Below are 25,729 nucleotides of genomic sequence, written 5' to 3'. Positions count from 1 at the left end.
CCGCCTTTCACCGTACGCAACGCGCGCGGGTGCCGCGCCCCGTCAGCGGACGACGAGCGCGGGCGTGAACACCTCGCTCGGCGCGCGGACGCCCGTCCGCAGCTCGCTGATCAGCATCCGGACCGCCGCGACGGCCTGCTCCTCGCGGCGCGTGTCGATCGCGGTCAGCGGCGGGTCGGCGTGCCGGGCCACCGGCCCGTCCGCGGTGACGACGCGCAGGGCGCCGGGGACCGCGACGCCCCGCTCGCGCGCCGCCGCGAGGACGCCCGCCGCGAGCGAGTCCAGCGGGGCGTACACCCCGTCCACGTCGGGCCGCGCCGCGAGCAGGTCCCCGAACGCGCGCTGCCCGGCGCGGGTCCGCCCGCCCGGCGCGGCGAGGTCGGCGGTCGCGACGAGCGGTTCCAGCCCGGCGTCGCGGCACCAGTCCAGGTACGCGTCGCGGGTTCCGGCGGCGGTCTGCCGCCCGCTGCCGTCCACGAGCAGCGCGGGGACGCGCGCGCCCGCCGCGAGAAGGTGCGACATCGCCAGCGCGACGGCCGCGCGCCGGTCCAGCGACGCGGACGCGACGCCGGGGTCGGCCCCGCCGAGCACCACCGTCGGCAGGCCGCGCGCCCGCAGGTCGTCCAGCAGCCCGTCGCCGGGGTCGGGGTCGATGAGCAGCGCGCCGTCCACGGCCAGCGACCGCGCCCGGCCGCGCTGGTCGTCGGGCGGGACGAGCACGAGCGCGTACCCCTCGCGCAGCGACGCGCCCGCCGCCGCGAACGCCGTCCGGGTGTACCAGTCGAGGCGGCTGTCGAGGTCCCCGGCCTGGTCGGCGGGGAGCGAGGTGATGAGGCCGAGGCTCATCGTCCGGCCGGTGCGCAGCGCCCGCGCCTCCCGGTGGACCTGGTAGCCGAGGCGTTCGGCGGCGGCGATGATGCGGTCGCGGGTGGCCGCGTCGAGCCGCCCCTTGTTGTTGAGCGCGAGCGACACGCTCGCGGCGGAGACCCCGGCGGCGCGGGCGACGTCCCGCATCGTCGGCTTGCCGGTCATGGCTCCCTCACTGGCCGAGGCGGTCGGCGACGAGGCGTTCCAGCGCCCCGACGAGCGCGTACACCAGGATCGACGCGGCGGTCACCGCGACGATCGAGGCCCAGAGCCGATCGTAGTCGTACAGCGGGATCGCCCTGATCATGGCGGAGCCGAGCCCCTTCCCGGTGCCGAGCCACTCGGCGATGAGCGCGCCGACGAGCGCGCCCGGCACCGAGATCCGCGCCGCCGCGAACAGCGCGGGCACGGCCCACGGCAGCGCGACCCTGCGCAGCGCGGTCCCGCGCCCGCCGCCGTAGGCGCGGACCAGGTCGAGCGCCTGCGCGGGCGCGTCCCGCAGCGCGGCGGTGACGACGACGAACGCCGGGAAGAACACCACGAGCCCGCCCATGACGGCGACGGCCGCGGTGCCGCGCCCGACGACGAGCACGACCAGCGGCGTCATCGTGACGAGCGGGATCGACCGCAGCAGCGTCGCGACGGGCACGGCGGTGTGCGCGAACCCGCGCCACAGCAGCGACAGCGCGGCGGCGGCGAGCGCGGCGCACATCCCGGCGGCGAAGCCGGTCGCGGCGTCGGCGAGCGTCGTCCCGAGCCCGGACAGGACGGGGCCGCGATTCTCGGCGACCGACAGGTACGTCCACACGTCGAGCGGCGTCTTGCCGACGCGCGGCCCGATCTGCGGGAACGCCAGCAGGAACGCCGTCCACAGCACGACGACGAGCACCGCGGCGAGCAGCGTGGACCCGAGGAAGCGCAGCACGGCGGTCACGCGGCGGCCTCCCGCCGGCGCGGCCCGTACAGCAGGCGGTCGGTGGCGCGGCCGAGCAGCGCGGCCAGCAGGTACCCGGCGCCCGCCAGCGCGCCCGCCGCGAGCGCCATCCCCCAGGTGCGCGGGACGTCGTAGGCGGCCTGCGCGGCGGTGAGCGCGACGCCGACGCCGCTGTCCACGCCGCCCAGGTACTCGCCGAGGATCGCGCCGAGCACCGCCGCCGGGGCGGCGATCTTCAGCGCGCCGACGACGCCGGGCAGCGCCGCGATCGCCTGGACGCGGACGAGCCGCTGCCAGCGCCCGCCGCCGCACGCGGTGACGAGGTCGAGCCCGGCCCGGTCGGCGGACCGCAGCCCGGCGAGCGTCCCGACCATCGAGGTGAAGAACACCGACACGGCGGCCAGGAACACCGTCGGGGTGCGCCCGCCGAACACCACGAGCACGATCGGGCCGAGCGCCAGCAGCGGTGTGCAGTAGCTGAGCACGGCGAGCTGCGTGGCGAGCGGTTCGAGCCGGGGCAGCAGCGCGACGAGCAGCGCGAGCGCGACGGCCGTGCCGTTGCCCCACAGGAACCCCTTCGCCGCGCCCGCCGCCGTGACGCCGAGGTTCGGGCCGTACAGCGCCCAGCCGTCGTGCCGGACGGACGCCAGGACCGTCCAGGGGCTCGGCACCGTCCCGGTCGAGCGGAACACGGTCACGGCGGCGATCCACCACGCGGCGACGAGCGCGAGGACCCCGGCGGCGCCGCCGACGCGCCGGGCCGTCACGACTTCAACGCGGCGTCGGCCGCGTAGATCTCGCGGAGCGGGGACGGGTCGAACAGCTCCTCGACGCCGATGTCGGTGCCGCTGCGCCGCAGCGCCGCGACGGTGTCGTTCATCAGCGCGTCCGACAGGGTGAACAGGCCGTTCCGCTTGGTCTCGGCGGTCGCGACGAGCGGGACGGTCGCCTTGAGCAGCGCGGTCTGCTGCGCCTGGTCGAGGTGCTGGTCCGCGCCGTACTTGGCGACGGCGAGCCGCGCGCCGCCCGCCGGGTCCGCGAGGGCGTCCTTCCAGCCCTTGATCTCGGCGGTGAGGTACGCCTTGACGGCGTCGCGCTCCTTCTTCAGCGTGTCGCGGGCGACGACGAACGTCTGCGCGCACATCCGCAGCCCGTGGTCGGCGTACATGAACGAGTGCGTCTCGAAGCCCTTCATCCGCAGCGAGACCGGTTCGTTGGTGATGAACCCCGACCACGCGTCCACCTGCCCGGACGCCAGCGGCGTCGGGTCGAACTGCACCGGCACGATCGTCACCGACCCCGGGTCGACGCCGTTGGCCTTGAGCAGCGCCGTGACCACCGGCACGTTGTGGTCGGCGACGCCGACCTTCTTCCCGACGAGGTCCTTCGGCGCGTCCAGCGGCTCGGCGGCGGGCGAGACGATGCACATCGGGCTCGTCGCGAGCACCGCGCCGACGATCACCACCGGCACGCCCTTCCTGATCGCGGGCGCGGCGTTCTGCGGGGTGCTCGTCCCCACCCACGCCTTCCCGGTGTCCAGGGCGGCCTCGGCGCTGGTGCCCGCCGCGCCGCCCGCGACGAGCGTGACGCCGAGATCGCCGTAGTAGCCCTTCTCCAGCGCGAAGTACTCGCCGGCGAACTGGGCGTTCTTGATCCAGCCGAGCTGCATGGCCCGGCCGCGGCCGGAGCCGCCGGACCCGCCGCCGCAGGCGGACAGGAGCCCGGCCCCGGCGACGGCCGCGCCGCCGAGTCCGGCGAGACGGAGGAAGTCGCGGCGTGAGTGCATGACGATGGGTCCTTTCGGGGGGTCTAGCGGCTGAGGCGGTAGGACCAGCCGGAGTTCGGCAGGGCCGTGGACTCGGACACGTCCGCGGGCGCCGACGCGTCGGCCTTGCCCTGGGCGAGCAGGCCGTACGGGTCGAACTCGCGCTTGAACGCGGCCTCCTTCCCGCCCCACGGCTTCATCCCGCTCGCGCTGAGGACGGGGGTGTGGGTGTTGGCGATGGCGAGGCCCGCGTCCTGCAGGCGCGCGGTGGTCTCGGCGAGGTGCGCGCGCCCCTGGTAGGAGAAGACGGGGGAGCCCTGCGCGGACAGGCCGCCGTCGATCCGCTTCATCTCCAGGTGCAGCGGCCCGAGGTCGGCGAAGTCGTGGTGGACGCGCATGATCGACTCGTGGAGGCCGTCGTGCGGGTACAGCGCGAGCAGCCCGATGAGGGAACGGTCCACGCGCTGGTAGTGCATCATCGAGTGGCCCCACGTGAACTCGTACAGCGGAGCCCCGTACACGCCCTCGCCCTCGCGGCACCGGTAGCGGATCTCGCCGCCGTTCTCGTGGACCAGGTCCTCGACGTTCGGCAGCGACTGCGCCGCCGCCAGCAGCAGCACCATCGCGTGCCCGTCCGGGACGAACGGCGCGAGGTCGGGGAAGTACCTCGGCAGCGGGTGCGCGTGCGGCGACACGACCTTCTTCAGCACGCCGTCGCTGGTGCAGACGTCCACCGAGAACCGCGCGGCCCGCGCGAAGTCGGGGAACGACACGACCAGCTCCGTCCACTCCCACGCGGGCGCGACCGGCAGCTCGACCTCGGTGATGATCCCGTTCGCGCCGTAGGCGTGGTGGACGGTGTTGACGTCGCGGCCCGTCAGCTCGACCAGGCGCGGCTCCTCCTCGACCGTCATCACCTCCAGCGCGGTGATGTTGCCGGTGTCGCGCAGGATGCCCCACTGGCAGCTCCCGATCCCGGCGTGGCCGCCCGCGATGTAGCCGCCGACCGTCGCCTGCCGCGCCGTGGACGGGTGCATGCGCAGCTCCCAGCCGTCCGGGCGCGTCGCGGCGTCGATGTCGGCGACGACCGTGCCTGCGAGCGCGCGGACGCCCGTCGGGACGCCCGCGCCCGTCCAGCCGACGACCCCGGCCACCCCGGTGACGTCCACGACCGCGCCGCCGCTCAGCGGCACGCCCTGCCCGAACTGGCCGCTGCCCGCGCCGCGCACCGTGATCGGCACGCGGTGCCGCGCGCACGCCGCGACGGCGGCGCGCAGCTCGTCCTTGGTGCGCGGCGCGATGATCACGTCGGCGGTGCGGCCGTGCAGCAGGTCCCGCAGGACGGGGCTCTGCGCGAACCGGTCGCGGCTGCCCGCGCGCAGCCGCCGGGGGTCGCGCGAGTGCTCGATCCCGCCGAGGCGGTCGCAGAGGGCGTCGATGGCGTGCATGCTTCTCCCTGGTCAGGAACCGAGCGGCCCGGTCGCGACGCGGACGCCGCCGACGTGGACCGCGCTGATGTTGGCGGCGGACAGCGCGAGGACGGTGTGCGCGTACACGTCCTCGCCGACGGGGCCGGTGCTCGGCCGCTCCGGGTCGAGCACCGCGAAGTCGGCGTACTTGCCGGGTTCGAGGCTGCCGACGTCGGCCTGGACGCCCAGCACCTCGGCCGCCCCGAGTGTGTGGGCGCGCAGGACCTCCCGGGCGCTCATCGCCGCCGCGTCCCGGGCGGCGGCGCGCAGCAGGTACAGGCCGGTGCGCATGTTCTGGAAGGGGTCGGCGACGTCCGCGCTGGCCTGCCCGTCCAGGCCGAGGCCGACGCGCATCCCGGCCGCGCGGCACGCGGCGACGTCCGGCACGCCCGACCCGAGCCGCCCGTTGGACAGCGGGTTCCACGCCATCGCCGCGCCGAGCCGCCCGGCCGTCCGCACGATCTCGTCGGTCGTGTGGACGAAGTGCGCGAACACCGCGTCCGGGCCGACGCGGTCGCCGTCGAGCAGCAGCGGCCACTCGGCGCGCTGCCGGTCCGCGGCCGACGGGTCCTCCAGGTAGTGGGCGTGCTGCGCGAACCCGTACTCGCGCAGCAGCGCCGACTCCTTGCGCATCTCGGCCGGGTCCAGCACGCCCGTCGTGTTGACGGCGTACCCGAGGACGCGCGGGTCGTCGACGCCCTCGGTCAGCTCGCGGAAGCGCCGTATCCCCTCGGTCCGCTCGGCGGCGGTCGCCCAGCGGGTCGAGCTGAACGCGTACACGGTGCGCTGCGGCAGGTCGAACACCGCGCGCCACTGCCCGTCCGCGCCGCGCCCGAAGTCGTGCGTGTGGTTGCAGACGGTCGTGACGCCGTGCCGCAGCAGGTCCGCGCCGCCGTGCAGCGTCGCGGCGTACATGGTCTCCTCGGTCATCGCGGGGCCGCGCCGCTTGTGGAGGCGGTCGATCCACGCGTACGTCCCGCACCCGTCCGCGACCCCGCGATGCACCGACTGCCACAGATGCGAGTGCGCGGACACGAACCCGGGGACGACGATCCGCCCGCCGAGGTCGACGACCTCGCCGCCGCCGGGCGGTGGCGCGCCCGGCCCCGCCGCGACGACCCGCCCGTCGTCCCCGACCACGAGATGACCGTCGAACGGCTCGGCGCCGTCCTGGACGGGAACGAACAGCCCGCCCGCGAACACCACGGTCATGGGCAACCTCCTGAGCTGTGCTTAATCGATTAAGCAACCTGCTCGGAATCCTGCCCCTGCGACATTTCCGCGACGTAAAAACCATGTTGCTTCCCCGCCCGCGGGGGAAGCGCGCTAGCTCTCCAGGTGGGTCTTGAGGCGGTCCAGCGTCGTCGCGATGTTGCGTTTGTTCGCGCCGGGGCGGTTGACGACGCCCGTGATGAGCATCGCGAGCGGGATGAACCAGAGGGGGACGCGGAGCCAGACCCGTTCGGTGACGACGCAGCCGTCGCCGGCGGGTTCCACGTCGTAGCGCCAGTGGGAGATCGGCAGGCCGAACGCGGTGTCGACGTCGTAGCCGAAGCGGCGGCCGGGCTCGGCGTGGGTGACGGTGCAGACCGTCGACCAGCGGCGGCGGCCGTTGCGGTTGTGGCCGCGGAAACGCGCGCCGACGGCGGGTCCGGGAATGCCGCCGAGCCATTCGGCGCGGAACGCCTCCTCGGCGAAGGACGCCATGAGCGGCGGGTCGCTGACGACCGCGTAGGCGGCGGACGGGGCCGCGTCGATGGCGACGCGGCCCGTGGCGAGGGGTCGGCTCGGACGCATGGGCACCTCATCCCGGCTTGATGTGAGCACTGATTACATCAAGGCGGCGCGGAGCCGGTCAACGGCGCGTCAGCCGATTCGCACCGGTAGCGTCCGCGGGCCCCGCACCTGGCCGCCCGACCACGTCACCGCCGCCGGATCGGCCAGCTCGAACGACGGGACGCGCTCCAGCCAGACCTCCAGCGCGACGCGCATCTCCATCCGCGCCAGATGCGACCCCACGCAGCGGTGGATGCCCAGGCCGAACGCGGCGTGCCGGTTGACCTCGCGGTCGATGACGACCTCGTCCGCCCGGTCGAACTGCGCCGGGTCGCGGTTGGCGGCGGGGAACGACAGCAGCACCCAGTCGTCGGCGCGCAGGTCCACGCCGCGCCAGCGCGTGTCCTCGCGGACGAGCCGCGCCATCGTCACCGGCGCGTACGCCCGCAGGAACTCCTCGACGGCGGTGGGGATCAGGCTCGGTTCGGCGACGAGGCGTTCGCGGTCGCGCGGCGTCCCGGCCAAATGCCAGAGGGACGCGCCGATCGCGCTCCACGTCGTGTCGATGCCCGCGATCAGCAGCAGCGCCATCGTTCCGGAGACGTGCGCCGGGGCGAGTTTGCTGCCGTACAGTTCCGCGTTCAGCAGGTACGTCGTGAGGTCGTCGCGCGGATTCTCCAGATGGTCGTGGATCTGCTGGAGCAGGTAGTCGAACAGCTTGTCCATCTTCGCGAGGCGTTCGGCCGGGGGAAGATTGACGCCCTCCAGCACGGTTTCCACGAACTCTCGGAAACGCGGGCCGTCCTCCGGCGGGAACCCGAGCATGTCCGCGATGACCCGGACGGGAATGTGCTGGGCGTAGTCGCGCGCCGCATCGACGTCGCCGCGCCCCTCGAACTCGTCGATGAGCGTGTGGCAGTAGGCGCGCGTCGCGTCCTCGAGCCGCGCGACCGCCGACCGCGTGAAAGCGGGGAGCAGCAGCTTGCGCGCGTCGTGATGGAAAGGCGGATCGGACGAGATGGGCGGCGTCGGACCGATCGGCGCCAGATCCGGCGACGGCCGGAAGTTGCTCATGACGATCGCCCGCGACGTGAACGTGTCGGTGTCGTAGGCGACGGCCGCGACGTCCTCATAACGCGTCGGCAGCCAGGCCCCGCCGAACCGCTCGGTATGCGCGACGGGGCAGCGCTGCCGCAGCTCGTCCTGGATCGGATAAGGGTCCGCCGCCCACTCGGGATCGAGATGCGAGAAGTCGGTGGCCCAATCGCTGACCGGCCCGGTGACGACCTCGCTGTGCGCGCCGGGCGGGCGCTTTCGCCGATAGTCGTCCGCGAAACGCTCGTCGCCCACGTCAGCCCTCCGCCTCGAAAGCGATGGCCCGCTCGGGGCAGTTGGCCACGGCCCTCTTCGCGCCCTGCTCCGCCCCCGGCGGCACGACGCCGTCACCGAGGACCGTGCCATAACCCTCGTCGTCCTCACCGAACACGTCGGGCGCGAGCTCGTAGCAGCGGCCGTGTCCCTGGCAGAGCCCCGGATCAAGACGCACTCTCATGGCGTTCCCCCTCCGCGCCGCCCGCGCGGCGCATCCGATCACCGGTCGTGATCAAGATTCAAGGGCCGCACATTTCCCACGTCAAGACCGCACGAATGAGACCAGAAACCCACACGGGCCGAAACCCGAGCCACCCCACCTGATGGCCTAATTACGGACATGTACCAACCCGATTTACGGCCGCCAACGCACATCGGAAATCGCGACGGAGTCCCACACACTTGCTTAACCGTGGGCAGTCCGCATGCCACTAGTAGCGATGCATCAGTCAATCAACTCTGGAACTTGACTGCCGACGACAGAGAGTCACCGGGATATCCGCTCGTGCTCACGTGCTGTATCGCCTCGCGGACACTTGGCCAGATGCTCACAACCGCGCATCAAGCAACTGCGGAGCGTCACCGCTAGGCGCGTCGGCTACGTGCCCGTCCCGGCCCGTCGAGTGACGGAAGGTCTGTCGGCCGGCGTGCCCTCGTGCATAGCGATGGGTAGTACTACACGCTGTCTGTACAACTACTCATGGGCGACCTGTATAAGTATTATGTCGTTATTTTCGCCTTTGTACCGAATCTATGCGCGAATCCTAGTGCCTGGATTGGTTTGAAACCAGGGTGTTCCCGTTGATTTCTATCTATAACTAGCTACGGGCGATCTATTCACGTGAACGCTTGGTAAGCGTGCGTTTCCTGGCTGGTCGATGGCGCTTCAACGTGCTCCGGTACATGATTCATTCATGAACTCCTCACCGGAATTCTCGGTCTTCACCAGGCTCCTTGAACGATCTCGAACTCGAAATCTGAGGTCGGGGGAGGTGCTGTTTCGGGAAGGTGATCACGGAACGCTTGTTGGCATCGTCCTAAAAGGGCAGGTCAAGATCTGGCGAGCCACTATCAACGGGTCTCAGGACGTGCTGGCTTTCCGCAGTGAACGCGATCTAGTCGGCCGGACCGCTGTACTCGACGGAAAAGTTCGAACTGCGACGGTAGAGGCGCAGGTACGCAGCCGGGTCGCACTTGTTCCGGGGAGTGTTTACCTCGACGTACTGCAGGCGAGCAACCTGCGCGTCGGTGTGGAGCGAGACATCCGTAAACGCGTAGATGAGTCGCGCACCGTTCGTGGGTTAGATCCCTCCATCGCGCGTCTTGCCTACGCGTTCACCACTCTTCTTGACCGGCGGATCGCAGACACGCCGGGCAGTCCACGAACGGTGATCCTGCATTCCTCGCGCGCGGATCTCGCGCGTTATCTGGGGATAGGAAGAAACAGGATTTCGCGCCTACTTGTGGAAATGGGCAGTGTTGGTGTCCGCGCGTCGCATGCACAAATCGAGATACAAGATAGTTCGCGGCTTCGGGAGATGGCCCGAAGCGTGCGTGTTTCGGAACGGAGGCAGTAGATATGGAGAATGAGTGCGCGGAGCATGTGCCTGTCGATTACCTCGGCATTGTCGCGGTTGATGCGGAGCGCTTCAGCGAGCGGTCGGATATCGCCCAGGGTCAGGCCGCCGAGTTCCTCGTCGGAGCGCTGGCTACTTCGTTCCAAGGTGTGGGACTGGGCGACGTCTGGAAAAATCGCCTTTTCCCCGCCCACCGAGGTGACGGATACGCGTTCGGATTCGACTACCGCCGAATTCCCGAAGTTGTCGGCCGGTGGCTCGACGAGCTCCAAGAGGTCCTCATGGCGTCCGAGCCGTCGTCCGGAGGGCCTCTCCGGCTGCGGGTCAGTCTCAACGCCGGGCCGCTTCCGGCGATCGGCGGTCTGAGTGACGGGACCGGAACCGCACGTAACGAGACGCATCGACTGCTGAACGCCCGCGTGCTGAAGCAGGTTCTCGCCGGCCAGAGCTCAGAGGTGACCCGTGTAGCCGCGATCATGTCCGATCGGTGTTTCACCGACGTCGTCCGCAGTGGTCGGGCGTTGCATCCGGACCGTTTCGTCCATGTTACTGCAACGGTCGAGGACAAGCGGTTTGAACAATCTGCATGGATCTACGTTCCAGTGCCCTCAGGGAACCTCCTCGCCGCCGGGGTCGCTGCGCTGGCGGAGCGCAAGGCGGAGGTGGGGACGAGGGAGGAAGAGGCCTCGAACCGTCCGTGCGTCCATGTCGTGGGCAGGGGGACAGTCGGGAACGTCAACACGGGCGTCATCGGCGGGAACCAATCGGGATCCTTCCACTGCTGATTACACGGAAACTGAGTGATATAGGTCACTGACGTACTGCACCGAAGGGGCGGTCTCTCGGCCGCTCCGATCGGAAACTCGATCACATGCGGCGTCGGACGCCGAGCGGGGTTGACCACCGGCGATCGGCTTTGGTCTCCCATCCGGTGCCGCATCCAACAACGAGAGGATTTTGAGTCGTGATGGGCGATATGTCCTGGTCAGCTGGTGATTTTTACATCGAAAACTTCACTGGAAATTTGAATACAGGAAACGTCGGTCACGACCAAGAGATGTACTCCGCCCTAAGTCGGCGATCGGCTCAAGATCGGCGTCAGACGACGGACGAGTACGTTCGTTATCTATCGCCGGAGATTCTTCGAAATGCTTCTCAAACGTTCGTTCCCCCGGAAAATTTCAAGAAGATGACCCGGGTGGCCGAATCTGGTGTGGTGATGCTGGTCGATAGGAAAGGGGCGGGTGTCAGAACCGTCGCGCTCAAACTTCTTCATGACCACGTCGACGGTGGCGAAGTCCACCACCTACTGGGTGACTTCAATTTTCGGTCATGGCGGCCCAGCCGGCATGGAGTCCGGGGTTTTCTCGCAGAGGGAACGTTGGGCGGCATGGTTATGGAACCGCTTGCGTTGGATTTTTTGGCCGGGGAACTCAAGAAGGCTGGAGGGCTGCTTGTTGTCGTGCTCCCCCTGAAAGACGAACTTGCGGTCAAGCGCTCGAACTCATCAAAGTTCACGCCGATTCGCTGCATGCCACCCTCCGGAGTGTCGGTCCTCCGCGCGCACTGCGCAGTCCGTTTGGGGGATCGCGCCGAAGCAGATCGTTTCATTGACGAGCTTCCTGCAGGGTTCTTGGATAATTTGCTGGCTCCAGGGTCTACTCCCGGTGCTGCGCTGGAGGTTCTGGAGATCCTGGTGTCCTTTCGGGAGTCGGGAACTTTGTCCGCCGACCCGGCCAGTTATGTTCTTGGCGAACTGACTGCAATGGCCGAAGCGGATATTTCCGACCGATTTGATTCGGTTGTGCTTAATGCTCGCGAACTCGGATACATTGTAGCCGCAGCAGCATTTTCTGGTGAGGGCGAACATGTCATCAGTACTCTGGCGGAACGACTGTTTGATGAGATCAAAAAGTCGCGGAACTCTGTCTCAGGCAACATCGACGAGTCGATTCGCCTGGAGTTCTACGAACATTTCGGGCTTCGAAAAGAGGTCATTCATAGTCCGGGCCAGGCGCCTTCCACACGCGTGCTGTTCGCGCGCCCGATGTGGACATTGGCAATTTTGCGGTACGTCTGGCGCAAGGCTGGCATCGACCGGGCGATGGCGCGGTGGCTGCACGGCGTCGACGACGACTGGCTGGCGGAGCGAGCGGGCTGGGCGCTTGCTCAGTCGGCGGCATCGAAGCCGGGAACCGGGATGCTGCGCGATGTCAGGGCCTGCGCAGTGGTGGACGGGAGTACACCGTGCGCCGTTGCCTCAGCGGCACTGCGGACGCTGCTGCCGAATCCTGAGACGGCGCGCGACGCGATCGGACTGTTGAACCTCTGGGCCTCATCGAACCGCATCGCGTATCGCCACACAGTTGCGCTTGCCTGCGGTTCACAGACAGGTGCTGCGCCCGTGCGACTCGCGCTCCCCATCCTACGCCGACTGATAGTCGCGTCGGAGATTTACCCGAACATCGCGGTGGATCGTGCAGTTGATGAGGCAATGCTGGCCGTCTTCCTGCACGGTGACCGATCCGCGTATCTGGAACAGCTCGTTTCTTGGCCTCGGTCGGACGGTGCGGAGTCAATGTACATCGCTCGCATAGTCCCTCGTCTATTGCTGCAGGAATCATCATGGTTCGAATATTGCAGTAATGACTCGGACACGTTTGAAATTATCGCGGATGTCATCACGCTGGCCATCCGGGCACGTGAGAATGGTCGGCTGCTCGATGTTGTGCGACGTTGGCGTCGTTCGGCCATTGGCGATCAATCCCGGCTCGAGACCATCGATGCGCTACTTTTCGCAGTGGAGGAGGATCCGCACCCGAACATTCGACGATTCATGCGTTCACTCGGCTCACATGAGTAAGGAAAGTCATGAACTATATCGGCACGCGCAGCATGCTCTTCCAGCAGATAGGCGCGCGAATCGCTCAGACACACCCCGGCGTATGGATCGATGAGGGAGGTGGCGCGCGCCATCTGGAGCCGGATGAGGCGCGCGCGGAAGTCCGCGGAGACGGCCCGTCGGCACCGTTGCGCCATCTGGTCTGGCGCGCGGCCATCGGCGCTGCCCTATCCCGACAGCCGGACTGTGACCTGGCGAATTATTTCGTGCTATGGCTGGGTGAACCATGGATCCGCCGTGCCGTAGCGTTCATCGTCTCCCGGCTGCATGTTGAGGTCGAGGAGGCTGAGGCTGAAATGGTTGCATGCTTCGTCGATGAACTGTCGCGGAGTGATCCGACCGATCACGACGCGGGGGAGAAGCTTCTTCGCGCCGCCTCGCGCCGAACTTGGCGGGAGTTTCGCCGCGGAAACCGTGAGTTCGCCTTCCGTGACATGGCCGCGTTCGCGATGAAAGATCAGCTCGTGAATAACGACGATGGCTGGGAGCTGGAGATCAACCCGCCGCCCGCGTCGCGAGGGCTTCGTGCTCCGATACGCATCAAGAACCGCAAGCAGGCAGAAGGGGAACTCGTCGGGATGATCGCGCGGGACTTCGGACTCGAGGAGATCGTTTACCGGGCGCGACGGCTTTATGAGGGCCGCGCTGTCGGCAGGCTGTCTATTCGTCGTATCGGAGCCGCCCGATGACCAGCGCTCCACTCACGTTTGCCGAGGTCTTCGCCCTACCGCTGGCTGTGAGCATGCGGACGGCGGCCAGAGCGCTCGACATCCATGTACAAACCGCCTACCGAATGGTCCGCGAGGATCGTTTCCCCTGTGAAGTCATCCGAGCAGGCCGGAAGTACCGGGTTCCGACACTCGCGCTCATGAACGTTCTGGGGATCGAGGAATTCCCGATCGATCTTGATTACGTGCAATCTGGGATTCAGCTCGCTCTCGACGTCCAGCATGACTGATGGTACTGGCTTATGGCATGCGGACTGGACACAGAAATCCAGCTCGCCATCAAACATGAGGAGATCGTATGACCGTCGTTTCGCCATCCGCCGTGGTCGTGCCGCAGGGGAAGAACCGGTCGTGGACGTGTTTCGCAATCGGTCCGATCGGGGACCGTCTCGCCGCACCTGACACGCCCGAAAGGGAGAAGTATGAGGAAGCGCTCGAAATCTACGAAAGCGTCACGGCGGCAGCCTGTAAGAAGTACGATATTGCGCTGTGGCGCGCCGACGAGCTCCCCGGATCTGGCGAGATCACGGAGCAGATCTGCCGCCTTGTCCGGGATGCGGACATTGTTATCGCGGACCTCGGGGGCGGAAACGCCAACGTCATGTACGAACTGGGCATGCGGCACGCGACGGGTAAGCCGACGATCCAAATCGGAGACCACAAGAAGCTTCCGTTCGATGTCGCCAACATCAGGACGATCAGGTTTGAACGGACGCCGGCGGGTCTCGTCCGGGCCCGTAAAGAACTCGAAGCTGCGCTGGAAGCTGGTCTTAAAGACGGATTCGAGGTGCTGACCCCTGCACGGATCATGGAGAATGGTGGGGGGTCGGAGACCTTGGTGACAGGGGCGGCGACGCCGGACGATCCCGAGGAACCTGGCCTGGTCGAGGCAACGGCTTTCCTCGAGACGGAACTCGTGATGGTTTCGCAGGACTTCGACGATGTAACGAAGGCCATCATCGCGTTGGGCGACGTTACGGAGGAGTCGGTTCCTTCGATCGACCGGCTGAACCGGAGAGGAGCCCCTCCCAAGGACTACCTCGTTGCGTTCTCGGAGTTTTCGCGGGCGATCGATGGCCCTGTCGATGCTCTCGATACGGCGACCGCACGTCTCTCCGAGCGGATGAAGGACATCGACGGAAGCATTCGCAACATCCTCGCGTTCGTCGCGGAGTTGCCCGAGGACGACCGGCCGGACGGGGTCGATGATCTGCTCCGGCAGCTCGTCGGCTTGGACGCGTCATCCACATCCGGCATGGCGGGCGACCTCAGTACGATGAACGAGGTGATGGATGGGGTCAAGGGACTGAGCCGTCAGCTTCGGAAGCGTGCCGTGCGGATCTCGACCTCGCTGAAGCGGCTGGATGATGTTTTCCTTTGCGTCAACGAGTGGGCTGAGATGGCCCGCGCGCTTCAGTAATACGTCAGTCACGTCGGCAGGTGTCACCGGCCAGCCAGACAGGCCGGTGACACCCACCGCATCGACGGTTGCTGATCCTCGTGGAACGACCCCGTCTGAGACACTGCCCGGGTGCTGCTATCCTTGAGGAGCCGGACAGGCCGTCGGATCGGCCGCGAAGGCATGCGCCGTTAGCTCAATTGGCAGAGCAGCGGACTCTTAATCCGCGGGTTCGGGGTTCAAGTCCCTGACGGCGCACCCGACAGGGGAACGGGCGAACACGATCGTGTTCGCCCGTTCGCCGTTCGCAGAGCAGTTCGGTCGCCCGCTTATTCGGCCTGCAACAGCCCGACCGCGGGGCGCTGCCACGACCAACCGGAGACGGTCGGCTCAGCCTGATGGGGATGGTGTTCAGCCGGGGCGGGAAGACGTTCGCCTATGCCCGCCAGCGGGACGAGCGAACGCGCCTACGGCGTCGGCGCGTGTCCGTGGGAGGTCGGCGGGCGTGCTCGGGCTCAGTTGTCTTCGCCTGTGATTCGGCAGATCGTGAGTTCGTCGGTCGACTCGTATGTTCGGGTGCTGCCGTCCGCGAACTCGACTACTGCACCCGTGTCGGGTTGCGGGGAGATTCGTACGATTCTGACGACTTCGGCTCCGGACGTGGCCGCCGAGGCGAGGTCGCCTCGGAGGTCGACGAATATCTCCGCGCCGTTCGCTCCGAGAGCCGAGAGGTCGAGGGCCGGGTGTCGGCTGAGGGTGAGCCTGTCGGGGACGGGCTGGGAGCCGTCCTGGGCCCGGTTCGCTTCTTCGGCGGAGTCGTGCTGGGTCGAGGTCCACACGACCCGCATCCTGTTGGTGTCGATGAGGGCGAGCCGTCCGCCCGAGAGCTGCATCTCGGTGACGCCTTTTCCGGCCGTGCCGGTCGACCAGACCTCCTTGCGGTCGTCGAACACGCCCGTGTACGCCGCGAAGTTGCCGTCCTGGGTCAGTGTCGCGCTGGTCAGCTTCGCGTCGCCGACCGGCGGGGACCAGAGAACATTGCCGCTGAGGTCGTGTACGCGCAGTTTCCCGTCGGAGGTGAGGGTCAGGAACAATAACATTCCGTCGCCCTCGTTGAGGGAGGGTCCTCCCGCGACGAGACTGTCGCCCAACCGCATGACGCCCGGCTCCATATCGACCTCCGTGAATTCGGGAACGTTGAATCCGCGACAACGCGGGAAGGGTTTTGTGAACCATTCTCCGGCGTCTGGTGCGGTGCTCGTCGCCTCGGATGGAAGTGACACATGTAATCGTAAGGTACCGCGTGCGGCGGCGTACACCGCCTGCTTCTTGATTCCTGTCCTACCCCGGCCTTGCGGAACCCGGAGCCGACTGGTTGACGCGCAGCGTGAGGTGATGTACCAGGAATGGATCACCCCTATTCTTCGGCGATCTCGTCGTTCTGCGCGGCAGCCGTTGTTAACGGTTTGCGGGCCACGCCGGACCAGTACCGGGTCGGGAGGTCGCTCTCGCGGGCGGGCGCGGGCGCCTGCGGTGCGCTCTTCGGCACCTCGGCGGCGGCGCGGTCGGTCTTACAAAAGGCGATGCGGCTCGGACGCGATATTTGTGAGATGAGTTCGGGTTTTGTGGGCGGGGTTGTCAGGTTCGGGGGATCGCGGGATGTTCTGGTTACGGGGGCGTTAGGGTCGTCTCACCGTCGCTCCCCGGAGGTGGTCATGGTCGCCGAGCCGCCCGTCGGCGTCGATCTCCGCGTGCCCAACGCCGCGCGGATCTACGACTGCCTGCTCGGCGGCAAGGACAACTACGCGGTCGACCGGGCGGTCGTGGAGCAACTGCTGGCCGTCGTGCCGGAGGCGCGGACGGCGGCGCGGGAGAACCACGCGTTCGTGCGGCGGGCGGTGCGGCATCTCGCGCGGACGGGGATTCGGCAGTACATCGACGTCGGGACGAAGCTTCCCGCGGCGGGGAACGTGCATGAGACGGCCGCGGAGGTCGTCGCGGACCCGCGCGTGGTGTTCGCGGACGGCGATCCGGTGGTGCTCGCGCACGCCCGCGCGCTGCTGACGAACGTGCGGCGCGCGGCGGTCGTCGCGGTCGGGACGGAGCGACCGGACGCCGTGCTGGACGATCCGCGCGTCCAGGAGCTGCTTGACCTGCGCGAACCCGTCGCCGTCGTGCTGGACCGCCTGCTCGGCTTCATCGAGGACGACGACGTCGCGAGCGGCGCGGTGCGGCGGCTGCACGAGCGGCTCGCGCCCGGCAGCCACCTCGTCGTCACGCACATCACGCAGGACCCCGAACCGGAGGCGCAGGGCGACGTCACGCGCGTCTTCCAGCCGATGGCGCGCCGCTTCCGGGGCCGCTCGCGCGACGGCGTCGCCGCCCTGTTCGGCGACTTCGAGCTGCTGGAACCCGGCCTGACGTACACGCCGCTGTGGCGGCCGGACCCGGGCGGCGAGCCCGTCGCGCATCCGGAGCGGACGTTCACCGTCGCGGCCGTCGCGGTGCGGCGGTAGCGGAGCGTATTCCGCGTTATCGGACGGTGGCGCGGGCCTTTTTCGTTCCCGCCCATTTATGGTGACGGTTTTGTTCCCCTTTACACCGGACGGGGCCCGGCTTAGCGTGGGCGGCAGCCCGAAGCGAGACCGTTTCCGATCTTCGCCGACCCCCGGCGAAGTGGAGGTCCCAGAAATGAATAAGGCCACCGCCCGGAACGGGAGGGAGCCGTTCGGTCCCGCGGTCCGGCGGGTGCTGGCGCTGGCGCCCGAGGTCGGCGGCGGCGCGCTGTGCTCGCGCGACGGGGCGGCCGTCCGCGTCCGGGCCCGGACGCGCGACCTGCTCGACGGCGGCGCGGTGCGCTGGCTCCTGCCGATAGCCCCACGAAGCAGGACGAGGTTCGTCGCCTACCTGGCGGATCTGCGCGCGGACGCCCCGACGCACGGGACCGCCGCGCTGCGGGCGGTCGTCGCCGGTTCCGTCCGGCACGGCGGCCGGACGCTGACGGCGGGCGACTGGCTGTGGGAGCCCGCCGGAACGGCCCCCGCGACGGCGGGCCCAGATGGCGCGCTGCTGTTCACGGCCCTGCCCGAGCCGGCCGGCCCCCGCGCCCCCGATCCGCGCGACGACGGCCCGGCCCGCGTCGACGGCCGCTGGACGGCCCTGGCCAGCAGGTTCGACGGCCGGCTGACGTCCAGGACCCCGGGCGCGGACGAGGCCGTCCGGGACCTGGCGGACATCGCCGACCACCGCTTCCTGCCGTTCACCGGCCGGGCGCGGCTCGTCCTCTGGCAGCTCCTGGTCGAGCCGCACGCGCCGCTCCCCGACGCCGACTGGGCCGTCGTCACCGGCGGCGCGCTCGACTCCGCGGACGGGACGCTCACGGCGGGCGACTGGCTCTGGACGCCCGGCGGCGTCCCCCGCGACGCGAATCCCAGAGCGACCGGAGCGGGCGCGCTCCTGCTCGCCGGCCGGTTCGAGGACTGACCCGCCGTGCCGATTCCCGAAAAGGCCGCGACCATTCAGGAGACCGAACGCGTCCGCTTTCCCGGCGCGCGGCGATTTCTCCGCGAGTACGCCGCCGAGGCCCGTCCCGCGATTTTCGCCGGCCCGCCCGCCAGAACCGCCGCACTGGATCGTCTCGGCGGCCTGGACCTCCTGTTGGGCCGTGCCGATCCCGAGGGAAGCGACCCCGAGCACCTGAGAGCCACCCTGCGCGGCTATCTGGCGGGAGCGGGCGCGGGATTCCGCTGCCTGTGGCGGCCGATTCCGCCGGAGCTGCGGGGCGTCGCCGGGCCGCCGGTGCGTTTCCGGGGCGGCGAGCGCCGGTTCCGCGTGGGCCGGAAGGGCGAGGTGTCCGCACTGCATTTCGACGCGGAGTTGCGCGGCGTTCTGCTGCACCAGGCGTCCGGCACCGCGCGCGTCCGCTGGGTGCCGCCCGGAAGGTCGCCGGACGTCGATCCGTTCCTCAACGTCGGCCGCGCCGCGGGCCCGTTCCCGGACGAGTCCGCGGGCGAGCTGGGGCCCGGCGACACCGCGTTCGTGCCGACCGGCTGGTGGCACCGCGTCGAGCACTTCGGGGACGGCCTCGCGGTCCGCGTCCGGCTGCCGCGCAACGCGCTCAACCGGGCGCTCGGCGGCCGCGTCCACACGACGTGGCGGGCGGCGGGGATCGCCGCGTCCGCGCCGGGCCCGGCCGCGCTGACCGCCGTCGACCGCGCCGACCTGGCCCGCGTCCGCGCCGTCCTGGCCGCCCCCGGCGCGCCGGGCGACCGCCTCGCCGCGATGGACGCGCTGGTCCGCGAGCTGCACGCGCGCCGCTGCGGCGGCCCCGACCTGCCGCCCGACCCGGCCGAGGCCGAGGTCTGGCGCGCCCTGGCCGACTCGGGCGTCCTGTACGCGCCGATCCGGGGGAGGACCGGATGACCCTCGCCCACCGCCGCGCCCGGCCGCTCGACCCCGACGCCTGCCCGCCGGGCCGCGCCCGGCACGCGCAGGCCCACGGCGAGCCGGGCGCCGTCGGCCGCCGCGAGCGGGCCGCCGCGCGGGTCCACGGCGGGCTGCCGCCGCGCGCCGCCGGGCTGCTGATCCTCGCCAAGTCGCCGGTGCCCGGCCGGGTGAAGACGCGGCTCTGCCCGCCCTGCACGCCCGGCGAGGCGTGCTCGCTGGCCGAGGCGATGCTGGCGGACACGCTGCACGCGGCGCGCGCGGCCCGTCCGGCGTGGACGTGCCTGGTGCTGGACGGCGCGCCCGGCCCGTGGGTGCCGGACGGCGTCGAGGTCGTCCCGCAGCGCCCGGGGGACCTCGGCGCGCGGCTGGAGGGCGCGTTCGCCGACGCCGGGACGCCCGCGCTGCTCATCGCCTACGACACGCCGCAGGTGACGCCGGGGCTGCTGGCGTCGTCGCTGTCGGCGGTCGCGAGCGCCGACGCGGTCCTCGGCCCGGCCGACGACGGCGGCTACTGGGCGATCGGCCTGCGCCGGAACGTGGCGGGGATCTGCGCGGGCGTCCCGATGAGCCGGTCGTCCACGCTGCGCTCGCAGCGCCGCCGCCTGGCCGCGCTCGGGCTGTCGGTGGCGGACCTGCCGCCGCTGCGGGACGTGGACCGGATGGCCGACGCCCGCGCGGTCGCCCGCGCCGCACCCGGCACCCGGTTCGCCGCCGCGCTGACGGACGTCGAGCGGGCCATCACCGCCCGCCGGACGGGCCGCTGATCTACCCCCGGTTCACGCCCGTGGTTCAAGCCCGTGGTTCACGCCCGTGGTTCAAGCCCGTGGTTCAAGCCCGCCCGCGCGCCTTGCGCGTGTCGCGGTTGTTGGCCTTCTCGATGGCCTTGACGAGCTGCATCTTGGTCATCGACGACCGCCCCGGCACGTCCAGCCGCTTGGCGACCTCGTAGAGGTGCTGCTTGGGCGCCTCCATGTCGACGCCGCCCGCGCTCGTCCGGTGCGTGTTCCGGCCGCCCTTGGACTGCGGGTCGGACGGCCCCTTGCGCCCCCCGGCCTTCGGCTGCCAGTGGTCGCCGACCTTCTCGTGGGTGTGCTTCAGCGCGCCGTAGGCGACGCGGAAGGCGCGCTGGCCCGTCCCGTACTCCTTCGTCGCGGAGTCGTGCGCCTCGGCGAACGTCCGCTGGGCCTTGGCGTCGGACCGCTGGATCGTGCTCGGCAGCTCGCTCTTCCTGACCTTGCCGCCGCTTGTCATCATCGGCATCGGTGCGCTCCTTTCGGGTGCGTTTCCTCTGCTAACGGCCCGATACCCGGCGAAGCGCGTTCCTCACGCGAGACGGGTCACACCCTCCCGGGCGTCCCGCCGTTCGCGCTGCGGGACGACGGTGTACTTGGGGTCGGACGCCGACTGCATTCCGGCGTAGAACACCCCGAACCGCGTACAGGCCGAGGCCGCGAGCAGGGCCGTCCCGGCGGCGACGGCGGCCGTGCGGCTGCGCCCGCCGAGCGCCGCGCCGCCCACCGCGCCCGCGACGGACAGGATCTTCGCGGCGCGCATCAGCCGTCCGCCGCGTCCCGTCTTGTACGGTTCGGCGACCATGCCGAGGCGGCGCTCCATCCGCAGCACCGCCGCGTTCTCCAGCGCCGCCGCGAGCAGCGCGACGGTCCGGGCGGGCCCGGCCTCGGCGCGCGGCGCGGCGGCGAGCGCGAGCCCGGCCGCCGCCATCGAGGCCGATCCGGCGAAGACGAACGGCATCTCCCGGAACCCGTCGTGCCAGGCCGGGACGGCGGTGTTGGTCGCGAGCACCGCCGTGTACGTCGCGACGCCCGGCCCGAGCACCGCCGCGCTGCCCGCCGCGATCCGGCCGAGGCGGGGGAACAGCCCGGTGACGTCCAGCACCGCCGCCGCGCCCGCCGCCGGGCCGTACGCGGCGAGCAGCCACGAACCCATGCTCATCGGCGACGTCGGCCGCATGACGCGCAGCATGTTGTAGAAGCGCGACGGGCGGCCGAGGTCGTGGATCAGCGCCGCCGTGGACCCGGAGATCGCCAGCAGCGACGAGACCTTCAGCGCCCGCGCGGCGGCGGGCCGCCCGGTGAACTCCGCGCCCGCCGCCAGCACCGACCCGGCCCCGGCGAGACCGCCGAGGAAGAAGTAGCCCGCGATGTCGCGCGCCTCCCAGGTGGGCGGGTTCAGGACGGGTTTGCCGTAGTACGAGGTGAACTCGGCGTCGGGGACCATCGCCTGCTCGCCCCGGCGGCCCCGGCCCCGGCGACGCCGCCGCAGCCCCTCGCCGACGAGCGCGGCCCGGCCCTGCCGTTCGCCCCGGATGCCCTGCTTCGTCACGTCGGACGTGCTCACCGCCGCGCCCCCTTCCGGCCGTGGACCGCGAAGACGGCCGCGACGCCGCCGAGCAGCGCCGCCGCGGCGACGCCCGCGTGCCGCCACATCGACGGCAGGTCGCGCGTGGTGACGACCGGGTCCGGCGGCAGCCCGTACACCTCGGGCTCGTCGAGCAGCAGGAAGAACGCGCCGTCGCCGCCGACGCCGTCCGCCGGGTCCTCGCCGTACAGGCGCGCGTCCTCGACGCCGATGCCGTGCAGCTCCTCGACGCGGGCGGCGGCGCGCTCGCGCAGCTCGTCCAGCGGGCCGAACTGGATCGAGTCGGTCGGGCACGCCTTCGCGCAGGCGGGCTCCATGCCGTCGCCGATCCGGTCGTAGCACAGGGTGCATTTCCACACCCGGCCGTCTTCCTTGCGCTGGTCGATCACGCCGTACGGGCAGGCGGGGACGCAGTAGCCGCAGCCGTTGCAGACGTCCTCCTGCACGACGACCGTCCCGAACTCGGTGCGGAACAGCGCGCCCGTCGGGCAGACGTCCAGGCACGCGGCGTGCGTGCAGTGCTTGCACACGTCCGACGCCATGAGCCAGCGGAGGTCGCCGCGCTCGCCCGCCTCGGCGTTCCCGATGGACTTGCGCTGCTCGATGAACGCGACGTGCCGCCAGGTGTCGGCGCCGAGCCCCTGCGAGTTGTCGTACGACATGCCGGTGAACTCGAGGCCGTCCTCCGGGACGGCGTTCCACTCCTTGCACGCCACCTCGCACGCCTTGCACCCGATGCACACGGACGTGTCGGTGAAGAAGCCCATGCGCGGCGGCGCGTCGCGGTGCCCCGCGTCGCCGGCCGGGTCGGGTTCGGCGCCCGCCAGCAGGTTCCGGCCGATCAGCGACATCATCCGCGCACCTCCGTGCCGGTCGTCTCGGTGATGCCCGCGCGCTCGCGGTAGGCGGCGAGGAACGGGGGGACGGCGGGCCCGCGCGGTCGGCGGCCCGGCCGGATGTCGGCGCTCAACGCCTTCACCTCCTGGATGTGGACGTTCGGGTCGAGGGCCATCGAGGACAGGTCGTTCGCCGAATCGCCCGTCGTGTACCCGTTCGGCCCCCAGTGGTAGGGGACGCCGATCTGGTGGACGGTCCGCCCGCCGATGCGCAGCGGCGTGATCCGGTCGGTGACCAGCACCTTCGCCTCCACGACGCCGCGCGCCGTGACCAGGTGCGCCCAGCCGTTGTGCGTCAGGCCGCGCTCGGCGGCCAGCTCGGGCGACACCTCGCAGAAGAACGCGGGCTGGAGTTCCGCCAGATACGGGGACCAACGGGTCATCCCGCCCGCCGTGAAGTGCTCGGTGAGCCGGTACGTCGTGAGGACGTACGGGAACACGCCCGCGCCCGCCTCGCCGCCGCTCGGGTGGTACCGGTTGCCCTCGTGCGGAAGGAGCTGCCGCACGGGACTGCGCTGCTGATCCGGGTACAGCGGATTCGCGATCGGCGAGTCCTGCGGTTCGTAGTGCGTGGGCATCGGGCCGTCCACGAGTCCGGCCGGGGTGTAGAGCCAGCCCTTGCCGTCCGCCTGCATGATGAACGGATCGTTCCCGGCGATGGCCGCCACGCCCGTCGCGCCCTCCGGCGGGCGGTAGGACGGCGGCCGGTCCGGGACGAAGTCGGGCACGTCGTGGCCCGTCCACTTCCCGGCGTCGGCGTCCCACCAGACGAGCGCCTTGCGGTCGCTCCACGGGTTCCCGTCCGGGTCGGCGGACGCGCGGTTGTAGAGGACGCGGCGGTTCAGCGGCCACGCCCACGCCCACTCGTGCGCCGTCCAGTCCTGCTCGGTGTACGGCTTGCGGCGCGCGGCCTGGTTGACGCCGTCCGCGTAGACGCCGCAGTAGATCCAGCAGCCGCACGCGGTCGAGCCGTCGTCCTTCAGCTCGGTGTAGCCCGACAGCGGGCGGCCGCCGACGTGGTGGCCGTTGATCTCCGCCAGGACGGCCTCGGCGTTCGGCTCGGCGATCGTGCCCTCGGTCGGGTAGTGCCAGGTCAGGTCGCGGAGCGCCTGGTCGCGCGGGTCGCCGGAGTCCGCGACGCGATCGCGCAGCCGCTTGCCCAGGTGGTACATGAACCACAGGTCGCTGCGCGCGTCGCCGCGCGGCTCGACGGCCTGGAAATGCCACTGCAGCATCCGGTTCGTGTTGGTGAACGAGCCCGCCTTCTCGGTGTGCGCGGCGGCGGGGAAGAAGAACACCTCGGTCTTGACGTCCTCGGTGCGGAGTTCCCCCGTTTCGATCTCGGGGCCGTCCTTCCACCACGTCGCGGACTCGATGAGCGAGAAGTCCCGGACGACGAGCCAGTCGAGGTTCGCCATTCCGAGCCGCTGCAGCCGCCCGTTCGCCGACCCGACCGCCGGGTTCTCGCCCATCAGGAAGTAGCCCTTGCAGGTGCCTTCGAGTTGCGCGAGGACGGTCTCGTACGTGCTGTGCGAACCGGTCAGCCGGGGGAGGTGGCCGAAGCAGTAGTCGTTCTCCGCGGTGGCGTTCTCGCCGAAGTACGCCTTCAGCAGGCTCACGAGATAGGCGCGCATGTTCGACCAGTAGCCGCGGTCCGCCTTCGTCGCCTCGACGAACGCGTCCAGGTCCTCGTGCGCGTGCGCGTGCGGCATCGGAATGTAGCCGGGCAGCAGGTTGAACAGCGTCGGGATGTCGCTGGAGCCCTGGATCGAGGCGTGCCCCCGCAGCGCCTGGATTCCGCCGCCCGGACGGCCGATGTTGCCGAGCAGGAGTTGCAGGACCGACGCCGCGCGGATGTACTGCGCGCCGTTGCTGTGCTGCGTCCAGCCGACCGCGTAGACGAAGTTGCTCGTGCGGTCGCGGCCGGAGTTCTCCACGAGCGCCCGGCACACCTGCATGAAGGTGTCGCGCGGGATTCCGCACGTCTCCTCCACCATTTCCGGGGTGTAGCGGGCGTAGTGCCGTTTGAGGATCTGGTAGACGCAGCGCGGGTGTTCCAGCGTGGGGTCGCGGCGGATCTCGCCGGTGATGCCCGCGCCGCCGGAGCCGTGCGATTCCGATGTTCCGGCGGGGGCGGCGGGGCCGCCCTTCTTGACGCGCTCCTGGTACAGCTCGTCGCGTTCTCCGGACGCGGCCTGCACCTGGCCGCCCTCGTACTGCCACGTCGTGAGGTCGTAGTGGCGGTTCTCCTCGTCCAGGCCGGAGAAGACGCCGCCGAGATCCTCGGTGTCCCGGAAGTCCTCGCCCACGATCGTCGAGGCGTTGGTGTACTCCACGACGTACTCGCGGAAATCCGAACCGGTGCTCAGGACGTGGTTGATGATTCCGCCGAGGAAGGCCACGTCGGTGCCCGCCCGGATCGGGACGTGCAGATCGGCGACCGCGCTCGTCCGCGTGAACCGGGGATCGACGTGGATGACCTTCGCGCCGCGCGCCTTCGCCTCCATCACCCACTGGAAGCCCACCGGATGGCATTCCGCGAAATTCGAGCCCTCGATGACGATGCAGTCGGAGTTCTGGAGGTCCTGCATGAACGTCGTCGCGCCGCCGCGCCCGAACGACGTGCCGAGCCCCGCGACCGTCGAGGAATGGCAGACCCGCGCCTGGTTCTCCACCTGCACGATGCCGAGCGCGGTGAAGAGCTTCTTGATGAGGTAGTTCTCTTCATTGTCGAGGGTGGCGCCGCCGAGGCTGGCGATGCCGAGCGTCCGGTTCACGCGGATGCCGTCGACCTCGTCCTGCCAGCCCCCGCGGCGCGCGGAAAGAACGCGGTCCACGACCATGTCCAGCGCCGTGTCGAGGTCCAGCCGCTCCCATTCGGTGCCGTACGGGCGGCGGTAGAGCACCTCGTGGCGGCGCGCGCTGCCGGTCGTGAGCTGGAGGGACGCCGAGCCCTTCGGGCACAGCCGGCCTCGGCTCACCGGGGAATCGGGGTCGCCCTCGATCTGCACGACCTCGTCGTCCTTGACGTACACGTTCTGCGCGCAGCCGACCGCGCAATAGGGGCAGACGGATTTCACGACCTTGTCGGCGGTCTCGGTGCGCGGTTCGAGTTCGCGCGTCTTCCGCGACATCGCCGCGGCCCCCCGGCCGAGCGGATCGTCCCCGGTGAACTGCCGGTACACCGGCCATTCGCCGATCCATGTTCGGACACCCATCG

General features: G+C 70.1%; 24 protein-coding genes and 1 tRNA gene. 11 read left to right on the top strand and 14 right to left on the bottom strand.

The window, feature by feature from the left end:
* Positions 1 to 42: 42 nt before the first annotated feature.
* From G339_RS35830 to G339_RS0130040, 9 genes are all read right to left on the bottom strand, one after another.
* Positions 43 to 1,032, bottom strand: coding sequence for a LacI family DNA-binding transcriptional regulator (locus tag G339_RS35830; protein WP_019634780.1), 990 nt, complete (start codon positions 1,030 to 1,032; stop codon positions 43 to 45).
* 7 nt (positions 1,033 to 1,039) lie between these two features.
* Positions 1,040 to 1,801 (bottom strand): ABC transporter permease, encoded by a 762-nt coding sequence (locus tag G339_RS0130075; protein WP_019634779.1) that lies wholly within the window; start codon positions 1,799 to 1,801, stop codon positions 1,040 to 1,042.
* Positions 1,798 to 2,568 carry an ABC transporter permease gene (locus G339_RS0130070; protein WP_019634778.1) on the bottom strand — a complete coding sequence of 257 codons (771 nt, stop codon included), beginning with the start codon at positions 2,566 to 2,568 and terminating at the stop codon, positions 1,798 to 1,800. Before G339_RS0130070 ends, G339_RS0130075 begins: the two co-directional genes overlap by 4 nt.
* Positions 2,565 to 3,587: an ABC transporter substrate-binding protein gene (locus tag G339_RS0130065; RefSeq protein WP_019634777.1), complete on the bottom strand. Its 1,023-nt coding sequence runs from the start codon at positions 3,585 to 3,587 to the stop codon at positions 2,565 to 2,567. The genes G339_RS0130070 and G339_RS0130065 overlap by 4 nt, the downstream gene beginning before the upstream one ends.
* A gap of 23 nt (positions 3,588 to 3,610) precedes the next feature.
* Positions 3,611 to 5,014 (bottom strand): FAD-binding oxidoreductase, encoded by a 1,404-nt coding sequence (locus tag G339_RS35825; protein ID WP_019634776.1) that lies wholly within the window; start codon positions 5,012 to 5,014, stop codon positions 3,611 to 3,613.
* Between the two features lie 12 nt (positions 5,015 to 5,026).
* A complete protein-coding gene (locus G339_RS35820) occupies positions 5,027 to 6,247 on the bottom strand; it encodes an amidohydrolase family protein (RefSeq protein ID WP_019634775.1) in 1,221 nt (406 codons plus the stop codon).
* A 114-nt stretch (positions 6,248 to 6,361) separates the two neighbouring features.
* The gene (locus G339_RS0130050) at positions 6,362 to 6,832 is read right to left on the bottom strand and encodes an SRPBCC family protein (RefSeq protein WP_019634774.1); all 471 of its coding nucleotides are present in this window, start codon (positions 6,830 to 6,832) and stop codon (positions 6,362 to 6,364) included.
* A 69-nt stretch (positions 6,833 to 6,901) separates the two neighbouring features.
* Positions 6,902 to 8,161, bottom strand: a complete 1,260-nt coding sequence (locus tag G339_RS0130045; protein ID WP_019634773.1) for a cytochrome P450 — start codon at positions 8,159 to 8,161, stop codon at positions 6,902 to 6,904.
* Position 8,162: 1 nt separating this feature from the next.
* Positions 8,163 to 8,363: a ferredoxin gene (locus G339_RS0130040; RefSeq protein WP_019634772.1), complete on the bottom strand. Its 201-nt coding sequence runs from the start codon at positions 8,361 to 8,363 to the stop codon at positions 8,163 to 8,165.
* A 733-nt stretch (positions 8,364 to 9,096) separates the two neighbouring features.
* Here G339_RS0130040 and G339_RS38280 point away from each other — a divergent pair.
* From G339_RS38280 to G339_RS0130015, 7 genes are all read left to right on the top strand, one after another.
* On the top strand, positions 9,097 to 9,759 hold the full coding sequence (locus G339_RS38280; RefSeq protein WP_169514802.1) for a Crp/Fnr family transcriptional regulator: 663 nt from the start codon (positions 9,097 to 9,099) through the stop codon (positions 9,757 to 9,759).
* A gap of 2 nt (positions 9,760 to 9,761) precedes the next feature.
* Positions 9,762 to 10,544, top strand: coding sequence for a hypothetical protein (locus G339_RS35815; RefSeq protein ID WP_019634771.1), 783 nt, complete (start codon positions 9,762 to 9,764; stop codon positions 10,542 to 10,544).
* 179 nt (positions 10,545 to 10,723) lie between these two features.
* Complete coding sequence (locus G339_RS39195) at positions 10,724 to 12,622, top strand: hypothetical protein (RefSeq protein ID WP_157408093.1); 1,899 nt, start codon at positions 10,724 to 10,726, stop codon at positions 12,620 to 12,622.
* An 8-nt stretch (positions 12,623 to 12,630) separates the two neighbouring features.
* Positions 12,631 to 13,350 carry a hypothetical protein gene (locus tag G339_RS0130030; RefSeq protein ID WP_019634770.1) on the top strand — a complete coding sequence of 240 codons (720 nt, stop codon included), beginning with the start codon at positions 12,631 to 12,633 and terminating at the stop codon, positions 13,348 to 13,350.
* A complete protein-coding gene (locus G339_RS0130025) occupies positions 13,347 to 13,619 on the top strand; it encodes a helix-turn-helix domain-containing protein (protein ID WP_019634769.1) in 273 nt (90 codons plus the stop codon). Before G339_RS0130030 ends, G339_RS0130025 begins: the two co-directional genes overlap by 4 nt.
* 68 nt (positions 13,620 to 13,687) lie before the next feature.
* On the top strand, positions 13,688 to 14,809 hold the full coding sequence (locus G339_RS0130020) for a hypothetical protein (RefSeq protein WP_019634768.1): 1,122 nt from the start codon (positions 13,688 to 13,690) through the stop codon (positions 14,807 to 14,809).
* 164 nt (positions 14,810 to 14,973) lie between these two features.
* A tRNA-Lys gene (locus G339_RS0130015) sits at positions 14,974 to 15,046 on the top strand.
* Positions 15,047 to 15,303: 257 nt separating this feature from the next.
* Here G339_RS0130015 and G339_RS0130010 read toward each other — a convergent pair.
* Entirely contained in the window at positions 15,304 to 15,960 is a 657-nt protein-coding gene (locus tag G339_RS0130010; RefSeq protein WP_019634767.1) for a hypothetical protein, read from the bottom strand.
* 543 nt (positions 15,961 to 16,503) lie between these two features.
* On the opposite strand from G339_RS0130010, the gene G339_RS0130005 reads away from it, so the two are divergent.
* From G339_RS0130005 to G339_RS35810, 4 genes are all read left to right on the top strand, one after another.
* On the top strand, positions 16,504 to 17,304 hold the full coding sequence (locus G339_RS0130005; protein ID WP_019634766.1) for an SAM-dependent methyltransferase: 801 nt from the start codon (positions 16,504 to 16,506) through the stop codon (positions 17,302 to 17,304).
* A gap of 175 nt (positions 17,305 to 17,479) precedes the next feature.
* Positions 17,480 to 18,271 carry a hypothetical protein gene (locus tag G339_RS0130000; protein WP_019634765.1) on the top strand — a complete coding sequence of 264 codons (792 nt, stop codon included), beginning with the start codon at positions 17,480 to 17,482 and terminating at the stop codon, positions 18,269 to 18,271.
* Between the two features lie 6 nt (positions 18,272 to 18,277).
* Positions 18,278 to 19,210 (top strand): cupin domain-containing protein, encoded by a 933-nt coding sequence (locus tag G339_RS0129995; protein ID WP_019634764.1) that lies wholly within the window; start codon positions 18,278 to 18,280, stop codon positions 19,208 to 19,210.
* Positions 19,207 to 19,998 carry a TIGR04282 family arsenosugar biosynthesis glycosyltransferase gene (locus G339_RS35810; RefSeq protein WP_019634763.1) on the top strand — a complete coding sequence of 264 codons (792 nt, stop codon included), beginning with the start codon at positions 19,207 to 19,209 and terminating at the stop codon, positions 19,996 to 19,998. Before G339_RS0129995 ends, G339_RS35810 begins: the two co-directional genes overlap by 4 nt.
* Before the next feature lie 64 nt (positions 19,999 to 20,062).
* Here G339_RS35810 and G339_RS0129985 read toward each other — a convergent pair whose 3' ends face one another.
* The 4 genes from G339_RS0129985 to fdh all read right to left on the bottom strand — a co-directional run bounded on the left by G339_RS0129985 (position 20,063) and on the right by fdh (position 25,727).
* Positions 20,063 to 20,494 carry a ChaB family protein gene (locus tag G339_RS0129985; protein ID WP_019634762.1) on the bottom strand — a complete coding sequence of 144 codons (432 nt, stop codon included), beginning with the start codon at positions 20,492 to 20,494 and terminating at the stop codon, positions 20,063 to 20,065.
* Positions 20,495 to 20,557: 63 nt separating this feature from the next.
* A complete protein-coding gene (nrfD, locus tag G339_RS0129980) occupies positions 20,558 to 21,592 on the bottom strand; it encodes an NrfD/PsrC family molybdoenzyme membrane anchor subunit (RefSeq protein WP_019634761.1) in 1,035 nt (344 codons plus the stop codon).
* Complete coding sequence (locus tag G339_RS0129975; protein ID WP_240489941.1) at positions 21,589 to 22,380, bottom strand: 4Fe-4S dicluster domain-containing protein; 792 nt, start codon at positions 22,378 to 22,380, stop codon at positions 21,589 to 21,591. The genes nrfD and G339_RS0129975 overlap by 4 nt, the downstream gene beginning before the upstream one ends.
* Positions 22,381 to 22,463: 83 nt before the next feature.
* Positions 22,464 to 25,727 (bottom strand): formate dehydrogenase, encoded by a 3,264-nt coding sequence (gene fdh, locus G339_RS0129970; protein WP_026341908.1) that lies wholly within the window; start codon positions 25,725 to 25,727, stop codon positions 22,464 to 22,466.
* Positions 25,728 to 25,729 lie beyond the last annotated feature (2 nt).

The sequence above is a fragment of the Actinomadura atramentaria DSM 43919 genome (assembly GCF_000381885.1).
In the GTDB taxonomy this organism is placed as follows: domain Bacteria; phylum Actinomycetota; class Actinomycetes; order Streptosporangiales; family Streptosporangiaceae; genus Spirillospora; species Spirillospora atramentaria.
Note: the sequence above shows the minus strand (reverse complement) of the source record. Positions and strands in the feature narration are given on the sequence as shown.